Consider the following 20,025-nt stretch of genomic DNA (forward strand, 5'->3'; position numbering starts at 1 on the left):
CCCGGCCCCGGGGTCAGGCCGCGCGGGTGCGCCCCTCGGCCCGGCAGCGGGCACAGACGCCGGTGATCTCCACCGTGTGGTCCGCGTCCGTGAAGCCGTGCTCCGCGGCGACGGCGGTGGCCCACGCCTCGACGTGGGGGGCGGTGACCTCGACGGTGGTCCAGCAGATCCGGCACACCAGGTGGTGATGGTGGCCCTCGTCCTCGCACCGGCGGTACACGGTCTCGCCGTCGTCGCGGCGGAGCATGTCCACGAGGCCGTCGTCGAGCTGCTGCTGCAGGGTCCGGTACACGGTGGCCAGCGAGACGCGTTCGCCCTGGTCCTGGAGGCGGGCATGGAGCTCCTGCGCGCTCACGAAGTCCGGGATGCGGTCCAGGGCTCGGTCGACGGCGGCCTTCTGCCGGGTCGCCCGGGGACGGGCGGCCCGGGGGCTGGGCTGGGGGGCGCTCACGGTGCTCACGACTCCTTCTGCGGCGGCTGCCGCCTCCTCCGCGCGGTCCGGAACAGGTCCGCGCGGGCCATCCTCCAGGTTATCAGCGGCGCCGAATGGGGCGTGGAGTAGGGTGTCCGGGTGCACAGCGAGAGCCCGGACCCATCCCCTGTCCCGGACCGCGACGGCGCCGCCCCCGATCGACCCGACCCGCTGATCGTCGTCGACGAGGGGCAGGGCCGCGTGGTCCCGGCGCCCACGGCGGCCCCGTCCTCGTCCCATGACGCCGGCGGCGACCCGGACGCGGACATCGACGGCGTCGACCCTGAGGCCGCCGAGCCGCCCACCCTGGTGACGGTGGACGTGCTGGCCGGCTGGCTCGGCCTGGCCCCCGTCGAGGACCTGCCGCCGGTGCCCGGGGGCCCGGCCTACGCCCAGCCGGGCCGATGCCGCCCGAACCGGGTGATCCTGCTCGACGTCCGGTTCCGGGCCACGGGGGGCGGGCCGGACCACGCCGCCTATCTCCAGGGCCATCTGCCCGGCGCCGTCTACGTCTCCCTGCCCAGCCAGCTCGCCGGCCACGCCGGTCCGGCGGCGGGGCGCCACCCCCTGCCGGACGCGCGCCAGTTCGCGGAGACCGTGCGGATGTGGGGGATCGACGAGGGGGACACCATCGTGGTCTACGACGACGACCACGGCCTGTCCGCCGCGCGCGCCTGGTGGCTGCTGCGCCACGCGGGGCTGCGGGACTCCGTGCTCCTGGACGGCGGCCTCGAGGCGTGGCGCGCCGCGGGCCTGCCCCTGCAGCCCGGTGAGGTCATCCCGGTGCCCGGCACCGCCCGGCCGTCGTGGGGCCGCATGCCCGTCGTGGACACGGCCGGCGCCGAGGCGATGGCCTCCGGCGGTCTGCTCCTCGACGCGCGGGCGGCCGAACGCTACCGCGGGGAGGTCGAGCCCTTCGACCCCGTGGCCGGGCACATCCCCGGGGCGCGGAACGTGCCCACGGCGGAGAGCATCGCCGAGGACGGCCGCCTGCGGCCCGCCGCAGAGCTGGCGGAGCGGTTCGACGCCGTCGGCGTGGACGACGCCACTCCCGTGGCCGTGTACTGCGGCTCGGGCATCACCGCGGCGCACGCCGTGCTCACCCTGGCCGTCGCGGGGCGACCCGGAGTGGCGCTCTACCCGGGTTCGTGGTCAGCATGGGTCCAGGACCCGTCCAACGCCGTCGCGGTCGGCCCCGAGCCCTACGGCGCGTCCGGCCGGGACTGACGAGCCCCGGGGCCCCGCCCCGCCGACCCCCAGGAGGACCCCCCATGGCCACCGTCTTCAGCAGGATCATCGCCGGCGAGCTGCCCGCCCGCTTCGTGTGGCAGGACCCGACGTGCGTCGCGTTCCTGTCCGCCGCGCCGCTCCAGCCGGGGCACACGCTCGTGGTGCCCCGTGAGGAGGTGGACGAATGGGTGGAGGTCGACCCGGCGCTGGTCACGCACCTGACGACGGTCGCCCAGCAGATCGGCAAGGCGCAGGTGGCGGCGTTCTCCGCCCGCCGGGCCGGGCTCATGATCGCCGGCTATGAGATCCCGCACCTGCACGTGCATGTGTGGCCCTCCACCTCGCTCGCCGACTTCGACCTGGCTCGCGTGGACAACGCCCCCGATCCGGCGGACCTGGACGACGCCGCCGCCCGCCTCCGCGCGGCCCTGCGGGACCTGGGCCACGGCGAGGTCGTCCCGCAGGACTGACGGCCCGCGCCGCCCGGGCCCGACTCAGGCGCGCGTGGCCCGGGCGAGCGCCTGACGCACCCGCTTCTCGGAGACCGAGACCGCCGTGCCCAGCTCCTGGGCGAAGAACGAGACGCGCAGCTCCTCGATGAGCCAGCGCACCCGCTCCAGCTCCGCGGGCACGGGCGTGCCCGCGAACCGGGCGCGGTGGGCCGCGACGGCGGCGTCGAACTCGTCCTCGAGCCCCTGCACCACCGCCATGTGCTGCCCGTCGCGCTGCAGGTGGCCGCCGGCGTCCAACCGGTCCAGGCGCGTCAGCATGCCCTGCAGGTAGCGCGGCAGGTGCTGCAGCCGCTCCCAGCCCGTGGTGGCCACGAAGCCGGGGAACACGAGCTGCTCGAGGTGTGCCTTCACGTCCGACAGCGCCGGCGCGAGGGCGAGCGAGACCGAGCCCTTGAGCCGGCGTCGCACCTGCGCGGCCCGGGAGAGCACCTGCTCCACCAGGGACGTGACGGCGAAGACCGTGTCGATCAGGTCGGCCCGCACCCGGTCGAACAGGGCGCGGAACGCGGCCTCGTCGAACGGCAGCTCGTCCCCGACGAGACGGTCGACGGCGGCCTGCGTGCAGTCCGCGACGAGGGAGTCCACCGAGCCGTGCGGATTCTGGGTGAAGGTGAGCTTCTCCCTGTTGTCCAGGTGGTCCAGCACGTAGCGCTGGGGGCTGGGCAGGGTGGCCAGCAGCAGCCGGATCACCCCGGCCCGGTGCCAGGCCGCCTGGTCCTCCGCGGACCGGGCCACGGTCAGGCCGGCCGCGGGGCCGCCGTCGGGCGTGGTCTCGGGCACCAGGCTCGGGTAGCCCGTGATGGCGGGGCCGCGCGCCCCGGCCGCGGTGGAGACGGTCTTCGGCACCGTGCCGATGCTCCATGAGGTCAGCCCGTGCCGCTCCTCGAAGGCCGGCGTCGCGCCGGACCGCCCGGGGCCCTCCGGGCGACGGCGTCCCTCGGCCCCGGCCCGCCCGTCGGCCTGGGCCCGGCCGCCGCGGCCCGTGCCGCGCGGCCCCGGCCGGGCCGAGGCGGGGTCGTCGGTGCCGGCGAGCCGGGCGGCGATCGCGGAGCGGTTGGCCTGCGCGAGCCGGGCCTGCAGCGCGGGCAGGTCCTGGCCGGCGCCCATCACGGCGCCGCGGGCGTCCACGACGCGGTAGTCCATCCGCAGGTGCAGGGGCACCGCGTCCGGGGCCCACAGTCCGGGCTCCACCACCACGCCGCGCACCCGGCGCACGGCCGCGGACAGCGCGTCCGGCAGCTCGTCCCGCAGCGGGTCGGCGTGGGCCTCGAGGTCCGCGACGAGCTGCTGGGCCACGTCCGGGGCGGGCACGAGGTTCTTGCGCACGGCCTTGGGCAACGCCTTGATGAGGGCGGTGACGAGCTCGACCCGCAGGCCGGGGACCAGCCACGCGAAGGGGCCGGGGGAGACCTGGTTGAGCAGCAGGATCGGCACGGCCACGGTCACGCCGTCGGTGCCGGCCGCGCCGGTCGGGTCGTACGTGTACTCGAGGTCGAGCTCCACGTCGCCGCCGGGCATCGGATACGTGAACGTGGTGGGGAACGCGTCGGTGTCCAGGTCCTCGGCGTCGGCGGTGAGCAGGGCGGCGACGTCGAGGTCCAGCAGGTCCGGCTGATCCTGGCGCGCCTTCTTCCACCACGCGTCGAAGTGCCGCTCGGAGACGACGTTTCCCGGGATCCGCGCGTCGTAGAAGGCGAACAGGTCCTCGTCCCCGATCCGCAGGTCGCGGCGGCGCAGGCGCGTCTCGAGGGCGTCGACCTCCTCGAGCGCGGCGCGGTTGCGGGCGAAGAACCGGTGGCGCGTGCGCCAGTCGCCCTCCACGAGGGCGTGCCGGATGAACAGCTCGCGGGAGAGCTCCGGGTCGATGCGGCCGTACCGGACCGAGCGGTCCGGGATCAGGGTGACGCCGAACAGCGTCACCTTCTCGCGCGCGACGACGGAGCCCGCCCGCCGCGACCAGTGCGGCTCGTTGTAGGCCCGCTTGACGAGGTGGCCGGCGACCTCCTCGGCCCACTCCGGCTCGATCCGGGCCACCGTGCGCGCCCACAGCCGTGAGGTCTCCACGAGCTCGGCGGCCATGACGAACGGGTGGCGCTTCTTGAACAGGGCGGAGCCGGGGAACACGGCGAAGCGGGTGCCGCGGGCGCCCGCGTACTCGCGACGGCGCTCGTCGTAGGCGCCGATCTGCGCGAGCAGGCCGGTGAGCAGGGACTTGTGCACCGCCTCGTGCCGGCCCACCGGGTCCACGGGTCCGGCCTCGACGGTGAGGCCCACGTCCTTGGCGAGCTGGCGCAGCTGGCGCACCAGGTCCTGCCACTCCTGCACGCGCAGCCAGTTGATGTGCTCACGGCGGCACAGCTTCCGGAACTGGGAGCCGGAGAGCTCCTTCTGCCGCTCGTGCAGGTAGGCCCAGAGGTTCAGGATCGCGGAGAAGTCCGAGTTCTCGTCCGCGAACCGGCGGTGCAGCTCGTCCGCGGCCTCGCGCTGCTCCGTGGGGCGCTCGCGGGGGTCCTGGATGGTCAGGGCCGCGGCGATCACCATGACCTCCCGGACGCAGCCGCGTTCACCGGCCTCGAGGATCATGCGGCCCAGCCGCGGGTCAACGGGCAGACGGGCCAGGCGGCGTCCGACCCGGGTGATGGTGCCGGCGCGGGCGCCGCCGGCCTCGAGCGCGCCGAGCTCGGTGAGCGTGGTGGCGCCGTCGGTGACCTGTCGGCCGTCCGGGGGCTGGACGAAGGGGAACTCCTTGACGTCGCCCGGGGTGCGGGCCACACCGAGGGACAGCATCTGCAGGATCACCGAGGCCAGGGAGGTGCGCAGGATCTCCGGGTCCGTGAACTCGGGGCGGGAGAGGTAGTCCTCCTCCGAGTACAGGCGGATCGCGATGCCGTCCGAGGTGCGGCCGGACCGGCCCGCGCGCTGGTTCGCGCTGGCCTGGGAGACACGCTCGATCGGCAGGCGCTGCACCTTGGTGCGGTGCGAGTACCGCGAGATGCGCGCGGTGCCCGTGTCGATCACGTACTTGATGCCCGGCACGGTCAGGGAGGTCTCGGCGACGTTCGTGGCCAGCACGATCCGCCGGCGCACCCCGGCCCCGGCGCGGCCGAACACGCGGTGCTGCTCCGCCATGGACAGGCGGCCGAACAGCGGCAGGATCTCCGTGCCGGCCAGGCGCGTGGTGCCGGCGACGACGCCGGTCAGGTGGTCCGCGGCCTCGCGGATCTCCCGCTCGCCCGGCAGGAACACGAGGATGTCACCCGGCGGCTCGGCGGCCAGCTCGAGGACGGCGTCGCCGATCGCGTCGAGGGGGTCGCGGGTCTCGGCGGCGTCGTCCGCATCGTCCTCGGGGTCGTCGGGGGAGGGCTCGTCGGTCAGCGGCCGGTAGCGGATCTCGACGGGGTAGGTGCGCCCCGAGACCTCGATGATCGGCGCCGGGACCACGCGGCCGCCGTCGTCGGCCTCCACCGCGTCCGCATGGTCCTCGCCCGCGGCCAGCGGCCGGCCGAAGTGCCGGGCGAAGCGCTCCGGGTCGATGGTGGCCGAGGTGATGATCACCTTCAGGTCCGGGCGCTGGGGCAGCAGGTTGCGCAGGTAGCCCAGGAGGAAGTCGATGTTGAGGCTGCGCTCGTGGGCCTCGTCCACGATGATCACGGAGTAGCGGCGCAGCTGCGGGTCGTGGGGGATCTCGGCCAGCAGGATGCCGTCCGTCATGACCTTGACCCGGGTGGCCTTCGAGGTCTGCGTCGTGAAGCGGACCTGGTAGCCGACCGTCTGCCCGATCTCCTCGCCCAGCTCCTGCGCGATGCGCTCGGCCACCGAGCGGGCGGCGATGCGCCGGGGCTGGGTGTGGCCGATCGAGCCGGCCTCCCCGAGCCCGAGGGCCAGGCACATCTTCGGCAGCTGCGTGGTCTTGCCCGAGCCGGTCTCGCCCGCGACGATCACCACCTGGTGGTCGCGGATCGCGGCCATGATCTCCTCACGGCGCTCCGCCACCGGCAGGTGTTCGGGGAACGTGATCGCGACGGCGTCGTGGGGCGTCGCGGACGGCTGCGCGGCGGGCGTGGAGGGCGGGGGAGTCTGCGTCATGACGGCCTCCATCCTAGGCGCGCGGGGGCCCGGGCCGACCCGGACGGGGCGAATCTGGGACGGACCTGGGACTGGGGCTGAGAGTCCGGATGTGATTCTCTGGAGCCCATGGACACGAACACCGTCTCCCTGCTAGCGGCGATCGGCCTCTATTTCCTCGCGATGATCGCGATCGGCCTGTACGCCTCCCGCAAGAACACCGACCTCGACGACTACATGCTCGCCGGACGCGACATGAAGCCGTCCGTCGCGGCGCTCTCCGCGGGTGCGTCCGACATGTCCGGGTGGCTCCTGATGGGCCTGCCCGGCGCGATCTACGCCGCGGGCCTGGTCGAGGGCTGGATGGCGGTCGGCCTGACCGTGGGCGCGTGGGTGAACTGGCGCGTGGTCGCCCCCCGCCTGCGCTCCTACACCGAGGTGGCCGGGAACTCGATCACGATCCCGTCCTTCCTCGAGAACCGGTTCAAGGACCGCACGCACATCCTGCGGATCGTGGCCGGCCTGATCATCCTCGTGTTCTTCACCTTCTACGTCTCCTCGGGCATGGTGGCCGGCGGCAAGTTCGTCGAGTCGACCTTCGGCCCCGACTCCTTCTACGCCCAGGGCATCAGCATCAACTACCTCACCGGCATGCTCGTGGTGGCGGGCATCACGGTGCTCTACACCCTGTTCGGCGGCTTCCTCGGCGCCTCGCTGACAGATGTGGCCCAGGGCATCCTCATGTTCCTCTCCCTGCTGGCCGTGCCCATCGTCGTGATCCTGACCATGGGCGGCTGGGACGCCGTCGTCGAGGGCATCCGCGCCGCCGACGCCGCCGGCGGCGGAGTGAACCACTTCTCGATGTTCGAGAACGCGACGCTGATCGGCGTCCTGTCCTCCCTCGCCTGGGGCCTGGGCTACTTCGGCCAGCCGCACATCATCGTCCGCTTCATGGCCCTGCGCACCCCGCACGACGCGGCCGTCGCCCGGCGCGTCGGCATCGGCTGGATGGCGCTGTCCGTGTTCGGCGCCGTGATGGTCGCCCTCGTCGGCATCGCCTACTTCCAGGCCAACCCCGGCACCACGCTCGAGGACCCGGAGACCGTGTTCCTCGTGCTGGCCTCGATCATGTTCCACCCGTTCGTGGCCGGCCTGGTGCTGGCCGCCGTCCTCGCCGCGATCATGTCCACGCTCTCCTCGCAGCTGATCGTGTGCTCCTCCGCCCTGGTGGAGGACCTCTACATGCTGCGCGGGCGCACCGGGTCCCCGACGTTCACCCTGTGGCTCGGCCGCATCGGCGTGCTGGTGGTGGCGCTCGTGGCGGGTCTGCTCGCCCTCAACCCGGACTCCTCCGTGCTCGAGCTCGTCTCCTTCGCGTGGGCCGGCTTCGGCGCCGCCTTCGGCCCCGTGATCCTGCTCGCCCTGTACTGGCCGCGGTTCACCTCGTGGGGGGCGATGGCCGCCATGGTCACCGGCGCCGCCGTCGCCTGGTTCTGGTCCGAGGCCAGTGCCGAGACGTGGGAGTGGTTCGGCCTGTACGAGCTGCTGCCGGGCTTCGTCGCCGCCCTCCTGGTGGGTGTGGTGGTGTCCCTCGTGACCCAGCGCTCGCGCCGTGTGCAGCGGCGGATCGACGCCGAGTTCACCGGCGCGATCGACATCGTGGCCGGCCGCGAGCCGCACCCGGACGTGGCCCCGGCCGCCATGACGCGGGACGCCGCCGGGGGCTCGACCGCAGCCGCCGCGGATCCGCGCGCGCAGGCGTGAGGCTCTTCCTCGCGATCCGTCCGCCGAGGGCCGCGCTCGACCACCTCGAGCCGGCCCTCGACGGCGTCCGGGACCGGGCCGGGCGCGTGCTGCGCTGGACCGAGCCGGAGCAGCGGCACCTGACGCTGGCGTTCCACCCGGAGGTGCCCGCCGGCGCCGTGGACGACGTCGTCACCGAAGCCGGCCGTATCGCGGTGGGACATGCCCCGCTGGACCTGCACCTGGCCGGAGCGGGGGAGTTCTCCCACCGCACGCTCTGGGTGGGGGTGGGCGGGCAGGTCCGGGAACTCGGCGCGCTTCTGGCGGAGCCCTGGCTCGCCGACGACGACGGCCAGGACCGCCGGCGTGCCCATCTCACCGTGGCGCGGGTCTCGGGGGCCGCGCCCCGACCTCGGGGTCGGAGGCGGGGCGAGCCCCGTCCGCCGGCACCGGCCACCGTCCTGCTGGCCGAGGCCGTGCACGCGCTCACGGTGTACCGCGGGCCGCAGTGGACCGCCGACGAGGTCGAGGTCGTGGCGTCCCGGCTCGGCGAGGGCCGCTCCGGCGGGCCGCTGCACGAGGTGCTGGCGACCGTCCCGCTGCGCGGCTGAGGGGCCGACGGGGCGGCCGGAGCGGGAGACCCGCCCGGCCGACCCGGCCCCGGGTCAGCCCTCCAGGGGGCCCTGCACCGCGTACAGGCGCTTGTTGGCGAACTCGTCCACGGCCATGGGGCCGAGCTCGCGGCCGAAGCCCGAGCGCTTCACGCCGCCGAAGGGCAGGTTCGCGCCGGCGGCGGAGGCGAGGTTCACGTTCGCCATCCCCACCTCGAGCTGGTCGGCCACGCGCTTGGCCTCGTCCAGGTCCGTGGAGAAGACGGCGCCGCCGAGACCGTACTGGGAGTCGTTGGCCAGGGCCACGGCCTCCTCGGCCGAGGACACCTTGTACACCACGGCGGCCATGCCGAACAGCTCCTGCGTGTAGGCGGGGTTCTCCTGGTCCACGTCCGTGATCACGGCCGGGGAGACGTAGAAGCCCTCGCCCTCGGGGCCGGAGACGCGCTCGCCGCCCACGTGGACGGTGGCGCCGGCCTCCTTGGCCGCGGCGATCTGCTCGGCGAGCCCGTCGGCCGCAGACTCGGAGGACAGCGGGCCGTAGACGTCGGCGTCGCGCGAGGTCGGGTCGCCGGGCTTCATCTCCGAGGAGCGCTGGACCAGCTCGTCCACGAAGTCGTCGTAGAGGTCCTCCATGACGATCATGCGCTTGTTCGAGTTGCAGGCCTGGCCCCAGTTGCCCATCCGGGTGGCCAGTGCGTCGCGGGCGGCGGCGCGGGCGTCCGGCGCGGAGAGCACGATGTACGGATCGGAGCCGCCGAGCTCGAGCACGACCTTCTTGAGGTGCCGGCCGGCCTGCTCGGCGACGGTGGCGCCGGCCCGCTCCGAACCGGTGAGGGACACGCCCTGCACGCGCGGATCGGCGATGATCGTGGAGATCTGGTCGTGGGTGGCGAACACGTTCTGGTACACGCCCTCCGGGAGCCCGGCTTCGGTGAAGAGCTCTTCCAGCAGCTGCGCCACCTGCGGGTTGATCTCGGCGTGCTTGAGCAGGATGGTGTTGCCCAGCACGAGGTTCGGCGCCACGAAACGGGCCACCTGGTACACCGGGAAGTTCCACGGCATGATCCCCAGCAGCGGGCCGAGCGGCAGCCGCTGGATGAACGCCTCCTGCCCGGAGAACTGCTTGATCGGCTGGTCCGCGAGCAGCTCCTCGGCCTCGTCCGCGTAGTACCCGAAGATCTGGGCGCCGTAGCGCACCTCGCCGACTGCCGCGCCGAGGGACTTGCCCATCTCCGTGGTGATCAGCGCGGCGATGTCCTTGGAGCGCTCGGCCAGCAGCTCGGAGATCCGCTTCACGACGGCGGCGCGCTCGGCCACCGACTTCCGGGACCACTGCTCGTAGGCGGCCTGCGAGGCGTCGAGGGCGTCGGCGATCTGCTGATCCGTGGCGTTGTCGAAGGACTTCAGCAGCTCCCCGGTGGCCGGGTTGATCGTGCGGTAGCCCTGAGAGGCGGAGGTGGTGGTCATCAGTCGTCACCCTTTCGTGTGGACGTCCTGCGTTGAGCTCCCCATCCTGCCGGAGGCCCCCGCTCACTCCCAGATCCCGGACGCCCCTCTTCGCCACGAGCCGAGAAGGTGGGTGTCCACGACCCCGGCGGCCTCCATCAGGGCGAAGCACGTGGTCGGCCCCACGAATCGGCAGCCGTGCGCCTTCAGCGCCCTCGCGAGCGCGCGCGACTCCTCCGAGGCCGAGGGGACCTGCGCCACCGTCTCCGGCCGTGGGGTCGCGGCAGGCTGGTGCGCCCAGACCAGCCCCGCCAGACCGCGGGCCGGCCGGTCGCCGTCGCCGTGCCAGGCGGGGCCCGCGCCGGGGGAGCCCGGGTGCAGCGGGGCGAACCGCTCGCCGCGCATCCCGACGACGGCTTGTGCGTTCGCGACCGCGGCCTCGATCTTGCGCCGGTTCCGGATGATGCCGGGGTCCGCCAGCAGTGCCTCGACCTCCGCGTCCCCGAACGCCGCGACGGCGTCCGGGTCGAAGCCCGCGAACACCTCCCGGAACCGCGGCCGCTTGGCCAGGACGGTCCGCCAGCTCAGGCCCGACTGGAACGCCTCGAGCACGAGGCGCTCGAACAGGCCCCGCTCGTCCGTGACGGGCAGGCCCCACTCCGTGTCGTAGTACTCCCGCAGCAGCGGATCCCGTGCCGCCCACGGCGGGCGGGCCCGCCCGTCCTCACCCACGACGACGCCACTCGGCGGCGCCTGTCGCCCGTCGGCCGGTGGATCCTCGGCGAGGGTGGAGACGGGGGCGGGGAGGCCGTCGTCGGCGTGGTGCGCGCTCATGCACCCGAGCCTAAGAGCGGCCCCGGACATCCGGAGCCGGAACGCGACGCCCGGGGACGCAACGCCGTCTGCGGACACCTGTGCAGGAGGCGCGGCCGGACCTCGTCACTCGAGCCGCCCGGCCCGCAGCGGCACGTGCGGCGAGGGGGGGAGATGCTGGGGGCGACCGCGGTCGGGGCCACGCCAGCCGGGAGCGCGCCCAGGGCAGGCCGACCGGCGAGGGCAGGCTCGCGCCGCGCGCGGGGGAGGTGCTCAAGGCCGGCACCCTGGCCCCCGCGCCGCGGCACGGGCCGCTCAGTCCCTCGCGAGCACCGCGTCCCCCTCGGGCCGGCGCAGACTCGGCTCGGGCAGGTACACGGACCCGCCGGCGGCCCGGAACTCCGCGGACTTGGCGGCCATGCCGGCCTCGGCGATCCGCGCCTGCTCGGACGCGCCGCCGAATTCGCTGCGGATGTCCTGGCTGATGCGCATGGAGCAGAACTTCGGCCCGCACATCGAGCAGAAGTGGGCGGTCTTGGCGGGCTCGGCCGGCAGCGTCTCGTCGTGGTACTCCTCGGCGAGCTGCGGGTCCAGGCCGAGGCCGAACTGGTCGCGCCAGCGGAACTCGAAGCGCGCCTTGGACAGGGCGTCGTCGCGGTCGCGGGCGCCGGGGTGGCCCTTGGCGACGTCGGCGGCGTGCGCGGCGATCTTGTAGGTGATCACACCCGTCTTCACGTCGTCCCGGTTCGGCAGGCCCAGGTGCTCCTTGGGCGTGACGTAGCAGAGCATCGCGGTGCCGTAGCGGGCGATCTCGGTGGCGCCGATGGCCGAGGTGATGTGGTCGTACGCCGGGGCGATGTCCGTGACGAGGGGGCCGAGCGTGTAGAACGGGGCGCCCTTGCACAGCTCCTGCTGGCGCTCCACGTTCTCCCGCACCAGGTGCAGCGGGATATGGCCGGGGCCCTCCACCATGACCTGGACGTCGTACGCCCACGCCCGCTCCGTCAGCTCGGCCAGCGTGTCGAGCTCGGCGAACTGGGCGGCGTCGTTGGCGTCGGCCACGGAGCCCGGCCGCAGGCCGTCGCCCAGGGAGAACGCGACGTCGTAGCGCGCGAAGATCTCGCAGAGCTCGTCGTAGTTCTCGTAGAGGAAGTTCTCCTTGTGGTGGCCCAGGCACCAGCCGGCCATGATCGAGCCGCCGCGGGAGACGATGCCGGTCACGCGGTCCGCGGACAGCGGCACGTGGCGCAGCAGCACGCCGGCGTGCACGGTCATGTAGTCCACGCCCTGCTCGCACTGCTCGATCACGGTGTCGCGGAAGATCTCCCAGGTCAGGGCCTGGTGGTCGCCGCCGACCTTCTCGAGGGCCTGGTAGATCGGCACGGTGCCGATCGGCACGGGGGAGTTGCGCAGGATCCACTCGCGGGTGGTGTGGATGTCGTCGCCCGTGGACAGGTCCATCACGGTGTCCGCGCCCCAGCGGGTGGCCCACTGCAGCTTCGAGACCTCCTCGGCGATCGACGACGTCACCGCCGAGTTGCCGATGTTCGCGTTGACCTTCACGGCGAACGCCTTGCCGATGATCATCGGCTCCGACTCGGGGTGGTTCACGTTCGCCGGGATGATGGCGCGGCCGGCCGCGACCTCGGAGCGCACCAGCTCCACGTCCACGCCCTCGCGCAGGGCGACGTAGCGCATCTCCGGGGTGATCTCGCCGCGCCGGGCGTAGTGCATCTGGGTGACGCGCGCGCCCTCCTTGGCGCGCAGCGGGGGGCGGCGCTCGCCGGCCCACTCCTGTGAGGCGGCGCCGCGGCGCACGGCCGAGCGGCCGTCGTCGAGCAGGTCGCGCTCGCGGCCCTCGTACTCCTCGACGTCGCCGCGGGCGCGGATCCACTCGGCGCGCTGGGCCGGCAGGCCGCGCTCGGGCACGGAGCCCGGGCCCATGGTGCGGTAGACGGTCAGGGGCGCGTTGGGCGTGCCGTCGGGGGAGTCGTCCTGGTGGACCTCGGTGACGGGCACGCGGATGCCGTGCTCGGCGTCCTCGAGCCATCCCAGACGGTGCGTGGGGTAGTTCTCCTCGGCGACGACCTCGGCCGTCGACTCGGCTGCGGGCAGGGGGGTGCGCTCGGAAACGGACATGGCCGCTGCTCCTTCTTCCTTCGCCGGAATGACCCGGACAGGTTCAGACGGTCTCCGGGCGGCGTCAGCCCGGTCTCAGCCCCGTGCCGTGGGGCTCCCGTGGGATGCGAGCGACCCTAGCACGTCCCCCGCGGCGCCTCACCGTCCGCCGTCCGGCCATGCGGCCGGGCGCTCAGGCGCGCGCCGCGCGGGCCGCCCGGCGGCGTACCGTGGAGCGCTCGACGATCCACGTCACGACCAGCATCACGATGATGACGAGGCCGGCGTAGCCGAGGACGGGGTAGACGGTGCCCACGAGGTCGGAGAAGCCGACGCTCGAGAGCAGGGTGGCGGCCAGGGCCGTGACGACGGCGATGACCCAGCCCGGCACGCGGCGCATCGAGGACAGCAGGGCGATGCGCTCCACCCCGCCGTACAGGCACGAGACCGCCGTCGTGAACTGCGCCAGCAGCAGGACGACCGTGTACAGCAGGGCGGCCCAGCCGCCGATCATCGCGGCCAGCTCGACCATGGGCAGCTCGGCGCGGCCGATCAGCTGGGCGTGGGCGGTCATCGCGGCCATCACCGCGCCGGCCATCACCACGAGGCCCAGGGCCCCGAGCCCGGCCCCGGCGACGAGGGAGCGGCCCGACGAGGAGCTCTCCTCGCCGATCGGGGCGAGCACCGCGTAGGCCAGCTGGATGTTGAAGGCCACGTACAGCACGCCCGAGAGCCACCACTGGTTGATCAGCGGGGACGAGGTCACGAGCGCGGCGACGTCGTCCACCGCGGCCCCCGGGTTCGCCAACCCCCACACCGCGACGCCGACGGCGACCACGATGATCAGGGGGACCACCACGGCCTGGACGCGCACGAGGCCCGTGATGCCGGCCAGCACCGAGACCACGCAGACGGTGGCCATCACCAGCGAGCCCACGAGCGAGGGCAGCCCGAACGCGGTGTGCACCGCCGCCCCGGCCCCGGCCAGCATGATCACCAGCGTCCCCAGCAGGGACGTGGTGATGGACAGGTCCGCGAACCAGGTGGGCACGCGCGACGTCGTGGGGTTCACGATCCGGTGGATGTCCGTGGTCCGCAGCTTCTGCGCCAGCCGCAGCACGATCACCGCGAGCAGGAAGAACAGCGCGCCGGCGATCACGAGCGCCCCCGTGCCGCCCCAGAGGCCGAAGCTCACGAAGTACTGCAGGATCTCGTTGCCCGAGGCGTACCCGGCGCCGATGGTGGTGCCGATGAACGTGGCGGCGATCCCGAGCGGGGAGGTCGGCCGCAGCGGCGCCGACTCCTCGGCTCGGCCGGGGTGCGCGGGAGAGCTCTCTGTGACGTGGGACATGCGACTACATTCTCATGGGCGGGATCGGCCCGGCCCGGGCGGCCGATCCGCCCCGACCCGAAGGAGCCCCCGCATGACCTCCGCCGTCCCCCGTGTGCTCAGCATCGCCGGCTCTGACTCCGGCGGCGGCGCCGGTGTCCAGGCCGACCTCAAGACCATCGCCGCGTGGGGCGGCTACGGGATGACCGCGATCACCGCGATCACCGCCCAGAACACGCAGGGCGTGCAGGCCGTCCACCCGCTGCCGGTGGACGTGGTGCGCGCCCAGCTCGACTCCATCGCCGCCGACATCGCCGTGGACGCCGTGAAGATCGGTATGCTCGGCACGGCGGAGCTCATGGGGGCCGTCGCCGGCTGGCTCGAGGAGACCCGGCCCGCCGTCGTCGTGCTGGACCCGGTCATGGTGGCTTCGAGCGGGGACGCCCTCACCGCGGTGGGCGACGACGACGGGCGCGCCGCGTGGGCCCGGCTGCTGCGGGCGGCGCACCTGGTGACACCCAACCTGCCCGAGCTGGCCCGGCTGACCGGACGGGACGCGACGGACTGGGACGCCGCCCTCGACGCGGCGCGGGGCCTGGCCGCCGAGCACGGGGTGACGGTGCTGCTCAAGGGCGGGCACCTGGACGAGACCGAGGCGCCCGAGGCCGCAGCGGCGGAGGTGCCGGACGCCGTCGTGCGCGTGGGCGGGGCCGTGCACGAGGTGCGCGGCCCGCGCGTGACGACCCGCGCCTCGCACGGCACCGGCTGCACCCTCTCCTCGGCCCTGGCCACGCTGGCCGGGGCGGGCCTGAGCTGGGAGGACGCACTCGAGCGGGCCAAGCCGTGGCTGGCCGACGCGATGCGGGCGGGGGAGGCGCTCGCGGTCGGGGACGCCTCGCGGCCGACGTGGCACGGGCCCGTCGACCACGGTCATGCGCAGCGGGGCTGAGGGCCGGACCTCCGGACTTCGACACGTTCGAGGCGGGAAATCCGGCGAATACGCACCTCGGGACGTCCCATGAGGTCGATTTCCCGCCTCGAATGCCGGTGACCCGGACCTCCCGCTCCGCTCGAGCGTCCGGGTCCGCAGAACGCAGAAGAGCCGGACCACCGTGTCGCCACGGGGGTCCGGCTCTGTTCGTTCGTGCCCCCGGCAGGATTCGAACCTGCGGCCTTCTGCTCCGGAGGCAGACGCTCTATCCCCTGAGCTACGGAGGCGGGGGTCGCGACGCGTCGAGCGCGTTGCGGACTCGTCGACTCTACACCATCAGGACGGCCCGTCCGTGACCTCCCCGCGGGGCGCGTCAGCCGGGCAGGCCCGCGCGCAGGGTCCGGGCCGCGGCCTCGGGGTCCTCGGCCTGCGTCACGGCGCGGACCACCACGATCCGTTCCGCCCCGGCCGCGCGGACCTCGGGCAGCCGGTCCGCGTCGACGCCGCCGATGGCGAACCACGGCCGCGCCCCCGCCGGGTCCTCCGCGTCCAGGCGTGCGGCGAGGGTCGGCAGTTCCAGTCCGACGGCGGCCCGGCCCGGCTTCGTGGGCGTCGCCCACACCGGCCCCGTGCAGAAGTAGTCCAGGCCGTCCTCCGCGCGGGCGCCGCGCACCTGCGCCTCGGTGTGGCACGAGCGGCCGAGCACCACGTCCGGGCCCAGCAGGGCGCGGCACTGCGCGGTGGTCAGGTCGGTCTGGCCCGTGTGGAACACGTCCACCCCGGCCAGGGCGGCGACGTCGGCGCGGTCGTTGGCGGCCGAGAGCGCCCCGTGCTCCCGGGCCAGCGGGACGAGCGTGGCGAACGCGGCCAGCTCGACCGCCACGTCCACGGCCTTGTCCCGCACCTGGATCACGTCTACTCCGCCGCGGAACGCCGCCGCGCAGAAGTCGGCGAACGCGGCCGTGTCGAGCGTGCCGTCCGGGCGCAGGAACCGCTGCAGGTCGGTGCAGACGTACAGCCGGGAGGCGGCGAGGCGGGCGCGGCGGCGCGCGCCGGGGCCGGTGCCGCCGTCGTCGCGGCCGGCCGCGGTCATCAGGAGCGGATCGGGGGAGTGCATGCGCCCACTGTGGCAGACTGGCCGCTGTTCCATGGGAGCCCGGGCCGCACACGCCGGGCTGAGAGGGCCGCAGGGGCGCACCGCGCCGGCGCGGCCGACCATCACCACTCGATGCGGGTCATGCCGCCGTGAGGAGGACCGGTCCGTGCACGTGGCCGTCGTCGGGGCCGGGATCATCGGCCTCACCGCCGCCGTGCGTCTGCGTGCCGCAGGCCACGCCGTCACCCTGATCGCCCCCGAGCTGGACGCCGCCGGGCGCCCGCACGCCGTGGCCGGGGCCACCCACGCCGCGGCGGGGATGCTCGCGCCGCTCGCCGAGACCCAGTTCAGCCAGGACGACCTCGCCCCGCTGCTGCAGGCCGGCTGGGAGGCCTACCCGGCCCTCGTGGACCTGCTCGCCGCCTTCACCGATGTGGAGACGGGCTTCCTCGCACAGGGCGCCTGGATCGTGGCCGCGGACCCCTCGGACGCCCGCGCCTGGGACCACGTGCTCGAGCACGCCTCGATCCTCGGTCGCCGGGTCGAGCCCGTCTCCGTCCGCGCGCTGCGCCGCGCCGAGCCCGCCCTGGCCCCGGGCCTGGCCGCCGGCTTCGACGCCCCGGACGACCATCAGGTGGACCCGCGACGGCTCGCCGCCGCCTGCGTCGCCGCCCTGCGCGCCGAGACCGGACCCGACGGCGGCCCGCTCCCGGTCGGCGCCGGACCCGCCGCCCGGTTCGTGGCCGGACGCGTCACCGCCGCCGGCCCGGAGGGCGAGGGGGTGCGCCTCACGCTGGCCGACGGGGGCGTCCTCACCGCCGACGGCGCGGTCCTCGCCGCGGGCCTGGGCCACCGCGGGATCGGCGGCGCGGCCACCGCCGTCGAGGTCCCGCTGCGCCCCGTCCACGGCGACGTGCTGCGTCTGCGGGTGCGCCCCGAGCAGCTGCTGCCGGGGGAGTCGCACCTGATCACCCGCACCGTCCGCGGCCTCGTCCACGGGCGCCAGGTCTACCTCGTGCCCCGCGCGGACGGCACCCTCGTGGTCGGCGCCTCGGCCCGCGAGGACGGCCTGGCCGGCACCTCCGCCGGGGCCGTGCTGGACCTGCTCGCCGACGCCGCCGCGATCCTGCCCGCCGTCCGCGAGTGCGAGCTGGTCGAGATCACCACCGCCGCCCGCCCCGGCACCCCCGACGGCGCCCCGCGCGTGCTCGCCGTGCCCGAGGCTCCGGGCGCCGTCGTCGCCACCGGCTTCCACCGTCACGGGATCCTGCTCGCCCCCTGGGCGGCCGGGCGGATCCTCGAGCTGCTGCACGCCCGCCTGAAGGAGATCGCATGAGCACCCTCCCCCTGACCCTCAACGGAGAGCCCGCCGAGCTGGCCGTGGCCACCGTCCGCGACGTCGTCGCGCACGTCACCGGGCGCGCGATCGGCGAGGACGGCGCCGCCGCGGATGGGCGGCGGCTCGGCGTGGCCGTGGCGGTCGGCGGCGAGGTCGTGCCCCGGTCGGCCTGGGCCACCCGGGCGCTGGCCGCCGGGGACGAGGTCGACGTCGTCACCGCGGTGCAGGGGGGCTGAGCGATGGCCGAGCACCGCACCCCGCCCGCCGCCCCCGCGATCCCGCCGCTGCGGATCGGCGGCTACGACCTGGCCTCCCGGCTCATCATGGGCACGGGCGGCATCACCGACCTGACCGCCCTCGAGGGCGCCCTCGTCGCCTCCGGCACCACGCTCACCACCGTGGCGCTGCGCCGCTGGTCCGCGGACACCCGTGACGGCCTGGTCGCGCTGCTGGACCGCCTCGGCATCGACGTGCTGCCCAACACCGCCGGCTGCTACACCGCCCGGGACGCCGTGCTCACCGCCCGGCTCGGCCGGGAGGCGCTCGAGACCGACCTCGTGAAGGTCGAGGTCATCGCCGATGAGCGCACCCTGCTGCCCGACGTCGTCGAGACCCTCGAGGCCACCGAGCGGCTCGCCGCCGACGGCTTCACCGTCCTGGCCTACACCTCGGACGACCCCGCCATGGCGCTGCGCCTCGAGCAGGCCGGCGCCGCCGCCGTCATGCCGCTGGGCTCGCCGATCGGCTCGGGGCTGGGCATCCTCAACCGCGCACACCTGGAGCTGATCGTCTCCCGCGCCTCCGTGCCGATCGTGCTCGACGCCGGCGTGGGCACCGCCTCGGACGTCGCCCTGGCGATGGAGGCCGGCTGCGACGCCGTGCTCGCCGCCTCGGCGATCACGCGCGCCGCCGAGCCCGCCCGCATGGCCCACGCGTGCCGGCTCGCGCTCGAGGCGGGCTTCCACGCCCGCCGTGCCGGGCGCATCCCGCGCCGCGAGCACGCCCTGGCCTCCTCGCCGATGGCCGGGCGGGTCACGGCCGAGGAGGACGAGCGGTGACCGCCGCCCGCGAGCCCCGCGACCTCACCGCGCTGTCCGACACCCAGCTGGAGCGCTTCGCCCGCCACCTGAGCCTGGACGGCTTCGGCCCCGAGGCCCAGCTGGCGCTGCTGCGCTCCCGCGTCCTCGTGGTCGGCGCCGGCGGCCTCGGGGCGCCCGTGCTGACCTACCTCGCCGCCGCGGGCGTGGGGGAGGTCCACGTGATCGACGACGACATGGTGGACCGCTCCAACCTGCACCGCCAGGTGATCCACGCCGAGGCGGACCTCGGCCGCCCCAAGACCGCCTCCGCCGCCGCGACGATGCGCGGCCTGCACCCCGAGGTGCGCGTGGTCGAGCACCGCGAACGCCTGACCGCGGCCAACGCGCTCGAACGGGTCGGCGCCGTGGACCTCGTGCTCGACGGCACGGACAACTACGCGACCCGCTACCTCGTGGCCGACGCGTGCGAGATCGCGGGCGTGCCCGTGGTGTGGGGCGCGATCCTGCGGTTCGCGGGGCAGGTGAGCGTGTTCGCCCCGGGCGGGCCGCTGTACCGGGACGTGTTCCCGGAGCGGCCCGAACCCGGCGAGGTGCCCTCGTGCGCGCAGGCCGGGGTGCTCGGGGTGCTGCCCGGGATCATCGGCTCCCTCATGGCGGCCGAGGCGATCAAGCTGCTCTCCGGGGTGGGTGAGCCCCTGGTCGGGCGGCTGCTCTCCGTGGACGCCCTGACGATGCGCTTCCGTGAGCTGCGGCTCGTGCCCGACCCCGAGCGGACCCCCGTGACGGACCTGTCCGCCCACGCGGACCAGGCCCCCCGCCCGGACGACGCCGGCGCCCCCGGCTCGGCGGAGGCGTGCGGCGCCGCGGGCGGGGAGATCGCCCCCGCCGCGCTGGCCGCCCTGCTCGCCGACCCCGCCCGGGCCGCGTCCCTCACCCTGCTCGACGTCCGCGAGGACTGGGAGCGCCGCCTGCGCCGGGTCGAGGCCCCCGCGACGGTGGCCGATCGGCACGTCCCGCTCGAGGCCGTCCTCGCGGAGCCGGCGGCCCTCGCGCCCGGGCAGGACCGCGTCCTGGTGGTCTACTGCGCCGCCGGAGCCCGGTCGGCCCGGGCGCGGGACGCCGTCGTCGGGGCCGACCCGAGCGCCGGCGGGCGCGTCCTGTCCCTCGCCGGCGGCCTCGCCGCCTGGCCCGCCTGACCCCCACCCCGACGAACCCTGCGAGATGGCCCCCACCGCGGGCCGGAGGGGCCATCTCGCAGGGTTCGTTCGCACGCGCA

Annotated in this window: 16 protein-coding genes and 1 tRNA gene; 9 read left to right on the forward strand and 8 right to left on the reverse strand. The window is 74.8% G+C overall.

What is annotated here, in order from left to right; genetic code table 11:
- Positions 1-13 precede the first annotated feature (13 nt).
- Positions 14-460, reverse strand: a complete 447-nt coding sequence (locus O3T09_RS00720; RefSeq protein WP_036337773.1) for a Fur family transcriptional regulator — start codon at positions 458-460, stop codon at positions 14-16.
- 111 nt (positions 461-571) lie between these two features.
- Here O3T09_RS00720 and O3T09_RS00725 point away from each other — a divergent pair, with 111 nt between their 5' ends.
- The gene (locus tag O3T09_RS00725) at positions 572-1,699 is read left to right on the forward strand and encodes a sulfurtransferase (RefSeq protein ID WP_044659227.1); all 1,128 of its coding nucleotides are present in this window, start codon (positions 572-574) and stop codon (positions 1,697-1,699) included.
- 44 nt (positions 1,700-1,743) lie between these two features.
- Positions 1,744-2,172 (forward strand): HIT family protein, encoded by a 429-nt coding sequence (locus O3T09_RS00730; protein ID WP_044659226.1) that lies wholly within the window; start codon positions 1,744-1,746, stop codon positions 2,170-2,172.
- A gap of 24 nt (positions 2,173-2,196) precedes the next feature.
- Here the strand turns inward: O3T09_RS00730 and hrpA are convergent, their stop codons facing one another.
- On the reverse strand, positions 2,197-6,300 hold the full coding sequence (gene hrpA / locus O3T09_RS00735; protein ID WP_170720971.1) for an ATP-dependent RNA helicase HrpA: 4,104 nt from the start codon (positions 6,298-6,300) through the stop codon (positions 2,197-2,199).
- Positions 6,301-6,408: 108 nt separating this feature from the next.
- Between hrpA and putP the strand changes: the two genes are divergently transcribed.
- Together putP and O3T09_RS00745 are read left to right on the forward strand one after the other, a co-directional pair.
- Positions 6,409-8,043, forward strand: a complete 1,635-nt coding sequence (putP, locus tag O3T09_RS00740) for a sodium/proline symporter PutP (RefSeq protein ID WP_060974186.1) — start codon at positions 6,409-6,411, stop codon at positions 8,041-8,043.
- Positions 8,040-8,633, forward strand: a complete 594-nt coding sequence (locus tag O3T09_RS00745; protein WP_127445977.1) for a 2'-5' RNA ligase family protein — start codon at positions 8,040-8,042, stop codon at positions 8,631-8,633. Before putP ends, O3T09_RS00745 begins: the two co-directional genes overlap by 4 nt.
- A 54-nt stretch (positions 8,634-8,687) precedes the next feature.
- Here the strand turns inward: O3T09_RS00745 and O3T09_RS00750 are convergent, their stop codons facing one another.
- The 4 genes from O3T09_RS00750 to O3T09_RS00765 all read right to left on the reverse strand — a co-directional run bounded on the left by O3T09_RS00750 (position 8,688) and on the right by O3T09_RS00765 (position 14,364).
- A complete protein-coding gene (locus O3T09_RS00750; protein ID WP_269295263.1) occupies positions 8,688-10,103 on the reverse strand; it encodes an NAD-dependent succinate-semialdehyde dehydrogenase in 1,416 nt (471 codons plus the stop codon).
- A 63-nt stretch (positions 10,104-10,166) separates the two neighbouring features.
- Positions 10,167-10,916, reverse strand: a complete 750-nt coding sequence (locus tag O3T09_RS00755; RefSeq protein ID WP_269295264.1) for a DNA-3-methyladenine glycosylase I — start codon at positions 10,914-10,916, stop codon at positions 10,167-10,169.
- Between the two features lie 294 nt (positions 10,917-11,210).
- Complete coding sequence (gene thiC, locus O3T09_RS00760; protein WP_078026017.1) at positions 11,211-13,034, reverse strand: phosphomethylpyrimidine synthase ThiC; 1,824 nt, start codon at positions 13,032-13,034, stop codon at positions 11,211-11,213.
- Positions 13,035-13,206: 172 nt separating this feature from the next.
- Positions 13,207-14,364, reverse strand: coding sequence for a YkvI family membrane protein (locus O3T09_RS00765; RefSeq protein WP_044659217.1), 1,158 nt, complete (start codon positions 14,362-14,364; stop codon positions 13,207-13,209).
- A 73-nt stretch (positions 14,365-14,437) separates the two neighbouring features.
- Here O3T09_RS00765 and thiD point away from each other — a divergent pair, with 73 nt between their 5' ends.
- Positions 14,438-15,292 carry a bifunctional hydroxymethylpyrimidine kinase/phosphomethylpyrimidine kinase gene (gene thiD, locus O3T09_RS00770; RefSeq protein ID WP_269295265.1) on the forward strand — a complete coding sequence of 285 codons (855 nt, stop codon included), beginning with the start codon at positions 14,438-14,440 and terminating at the stop codon, positions 15,290-15,292.
- Positions 15,293-15,488: 196 nt separating this feature from the next.
- Here thiD and O3T09_RS00775 read toward each other — a convergent pair.
- Positions 15,489-15,561, reverse strand: a tRNA-Arg gene (locus O3T09_RS00775).
- An 86-nt stretch (positions 15,562-15,647) separates the two neighbouring features.
- Positions 15,648-16,391 (reverse strand): thiamine phosphate synthase, encoded by a 744-nt coding sequence (gene thiE, locus O3T09_RS00780; RefSeq protein WP_036316591.1) that lies wholly within the window; start codon positions 16,389-16,391, stop codon positions 15,648-15,650.
- Between the two features lie 145 nt (positions 16,392-16,536).
- On the opposite strand from thiE, the gene O3T09_RS00785 reads away from it, so the two are divergent.
- Genes O3T09_RS00785 through moeB form a run of 4 tightly spaced genes read left to right on the forward strand, consistent with a single transcriptional unit; the run spans position 16,537 to position 19,945 of the window.
- On the forward strand, positions 16,537-17,706 hold the full coding sequence (locus tag O3T09_RS00785) for an FAD-dependent oxidoreductase (RefSeq protein WP_269295266.1): 1,170 nt from the start codon (positions 16,537-16,539) through the stop codon (positions 17,704-17,706).
- On the forward strand, positions 17,703-17,945 hold the full coding sequence (thiS, locus tag O3T09_RS00790) for a sulfur carrier protein ThiS (RefSeq protein ID WP_119217415.1): 243 nt from the start codon (positions 17,703-17,705) through the stop codon (positions 17,943-17,945). Before O3T09_RS00785 ends, thiS begins: the two co-directional genes overlap by 4 nt.
- A gap of 3 nt (positions 17,946-17,948) precedes the next feature.
- Positions 17,949-18,767, forward strand: a complete 819-nt coding sequence (locus O3T09_RS00795) for a thiazole synthase (protein ID WP_036316581.1) — start codon at positions 17,949-17,951, stop codon at positions 18,765-18,767.
- Positions 18,764-19,945 (forward strand): molybdopterin-synthase adenylyltransferase MoeB, encoded by a 1,182-nt coding sequence (moeB, locus tag O3T09_RS00800; protein WP_119217414.1) that lies wholly within the window; start codon positions 18,764-18,766, stop codon positions 19,943-19,945. Before O3T09_RS00795 ends, moeB begins: the two co-directional genes overlap by 4 nt.
- The last annotated feature ends 80 nt before the right edge of the window (positions 19,946-20,025 follow it).

The organism is Micrococcus sp. H39-S4, from assembly GCF_027158145.1.
GTDB lineage: Bacteria > Actinomycetota > Actinomycetes > Actinomycetales > Micrococcaceae > Micrococcus > Micrococcus luteus.

What these genes read in the sequence shown, in the direction of transcription:
- O3T09_RS00730 (WP_044659226.1), top strand. Translation starts at nt 1,744, where the DNA reads ATGGCCACCGTCTTCAGCAGGATCATCGCCGGCGAGCTGCCCGCCCGC.
- hrpA (WP_170720971.1), bottom strand. Translation starts at nt 6,300, where the DNA reads ATGACGCAGACTCCCCCGCCCTCCACGCCCGCCGCGCAGCCGTCCGCG.
- putP (WP_060974186.1), top strand. Translation starts at nt 6,409, where the DNA reads ATGGACACGAACACCGTCTCCCTGCTAGCGGCGATCGGCCTCTATTTC.
- O3T09_RS00750 (WP_269295263.1), bottom strand. Translation starts at nt 10,103, where the DNA reads ATGACCACCACCTCCGCCTCTCAGGGCTACCGCACGATCAACCCGGCC.
- O3T09_RS00755 (WP_269295264.1), bottom strand. Translation starts at nt 10,916, where the DNA reads ATGAGCGCGCACCACGCCGACGACGGCCTCCCCGCCCCCGTCTCCACC.
- thiC (WP_078026017.1), bottom strand. Translation starts at nt 13,034, where the DNA reads ATGTCCGTTTCCGAGCGCACCCCCCTGCCCGCAGCCGAGTCGACGGCC.
- O3T09_RS00765 (WP_044659217.1), bottom strand. Translation starts at nt 14,364, where the DNA reads ATGTCCCACGTCACAGAGAGCTCTCCCGCGCACCCCGGCCGAGCCGAG.
- thiD (WP_269295265.1), top strand. Translation starts at nt 14,438, where the DNA reads ATGACCTCCGCCGTCCCCCGTGTGCTCAGCATCGCCGGCTCTGACTCC.
- thiE (WP_036316591.1), bottom strand. Translation starts at nt 16,391, where the DNA reads ATGCACTCCCCCGATCCGCTCCTGATGACCGCGGCCGGCCGCGACGAC.
- thiS (WP_119217415.1), top strand. Translation starts at nt 17,703, where the DNA reads ATGAGCACCCTCCCCCTGACCCTCAACGGAGAGCCCGCCGAGCTGGCC.
- O3T09_RS00795 (WP_036316581.1), top strand. Translation starts at nt 17,949, where the DNA reads ATGGCCGAGCACCGCACCCCGCCCGCCGCCCCCGCGATCCCGCCGCTG.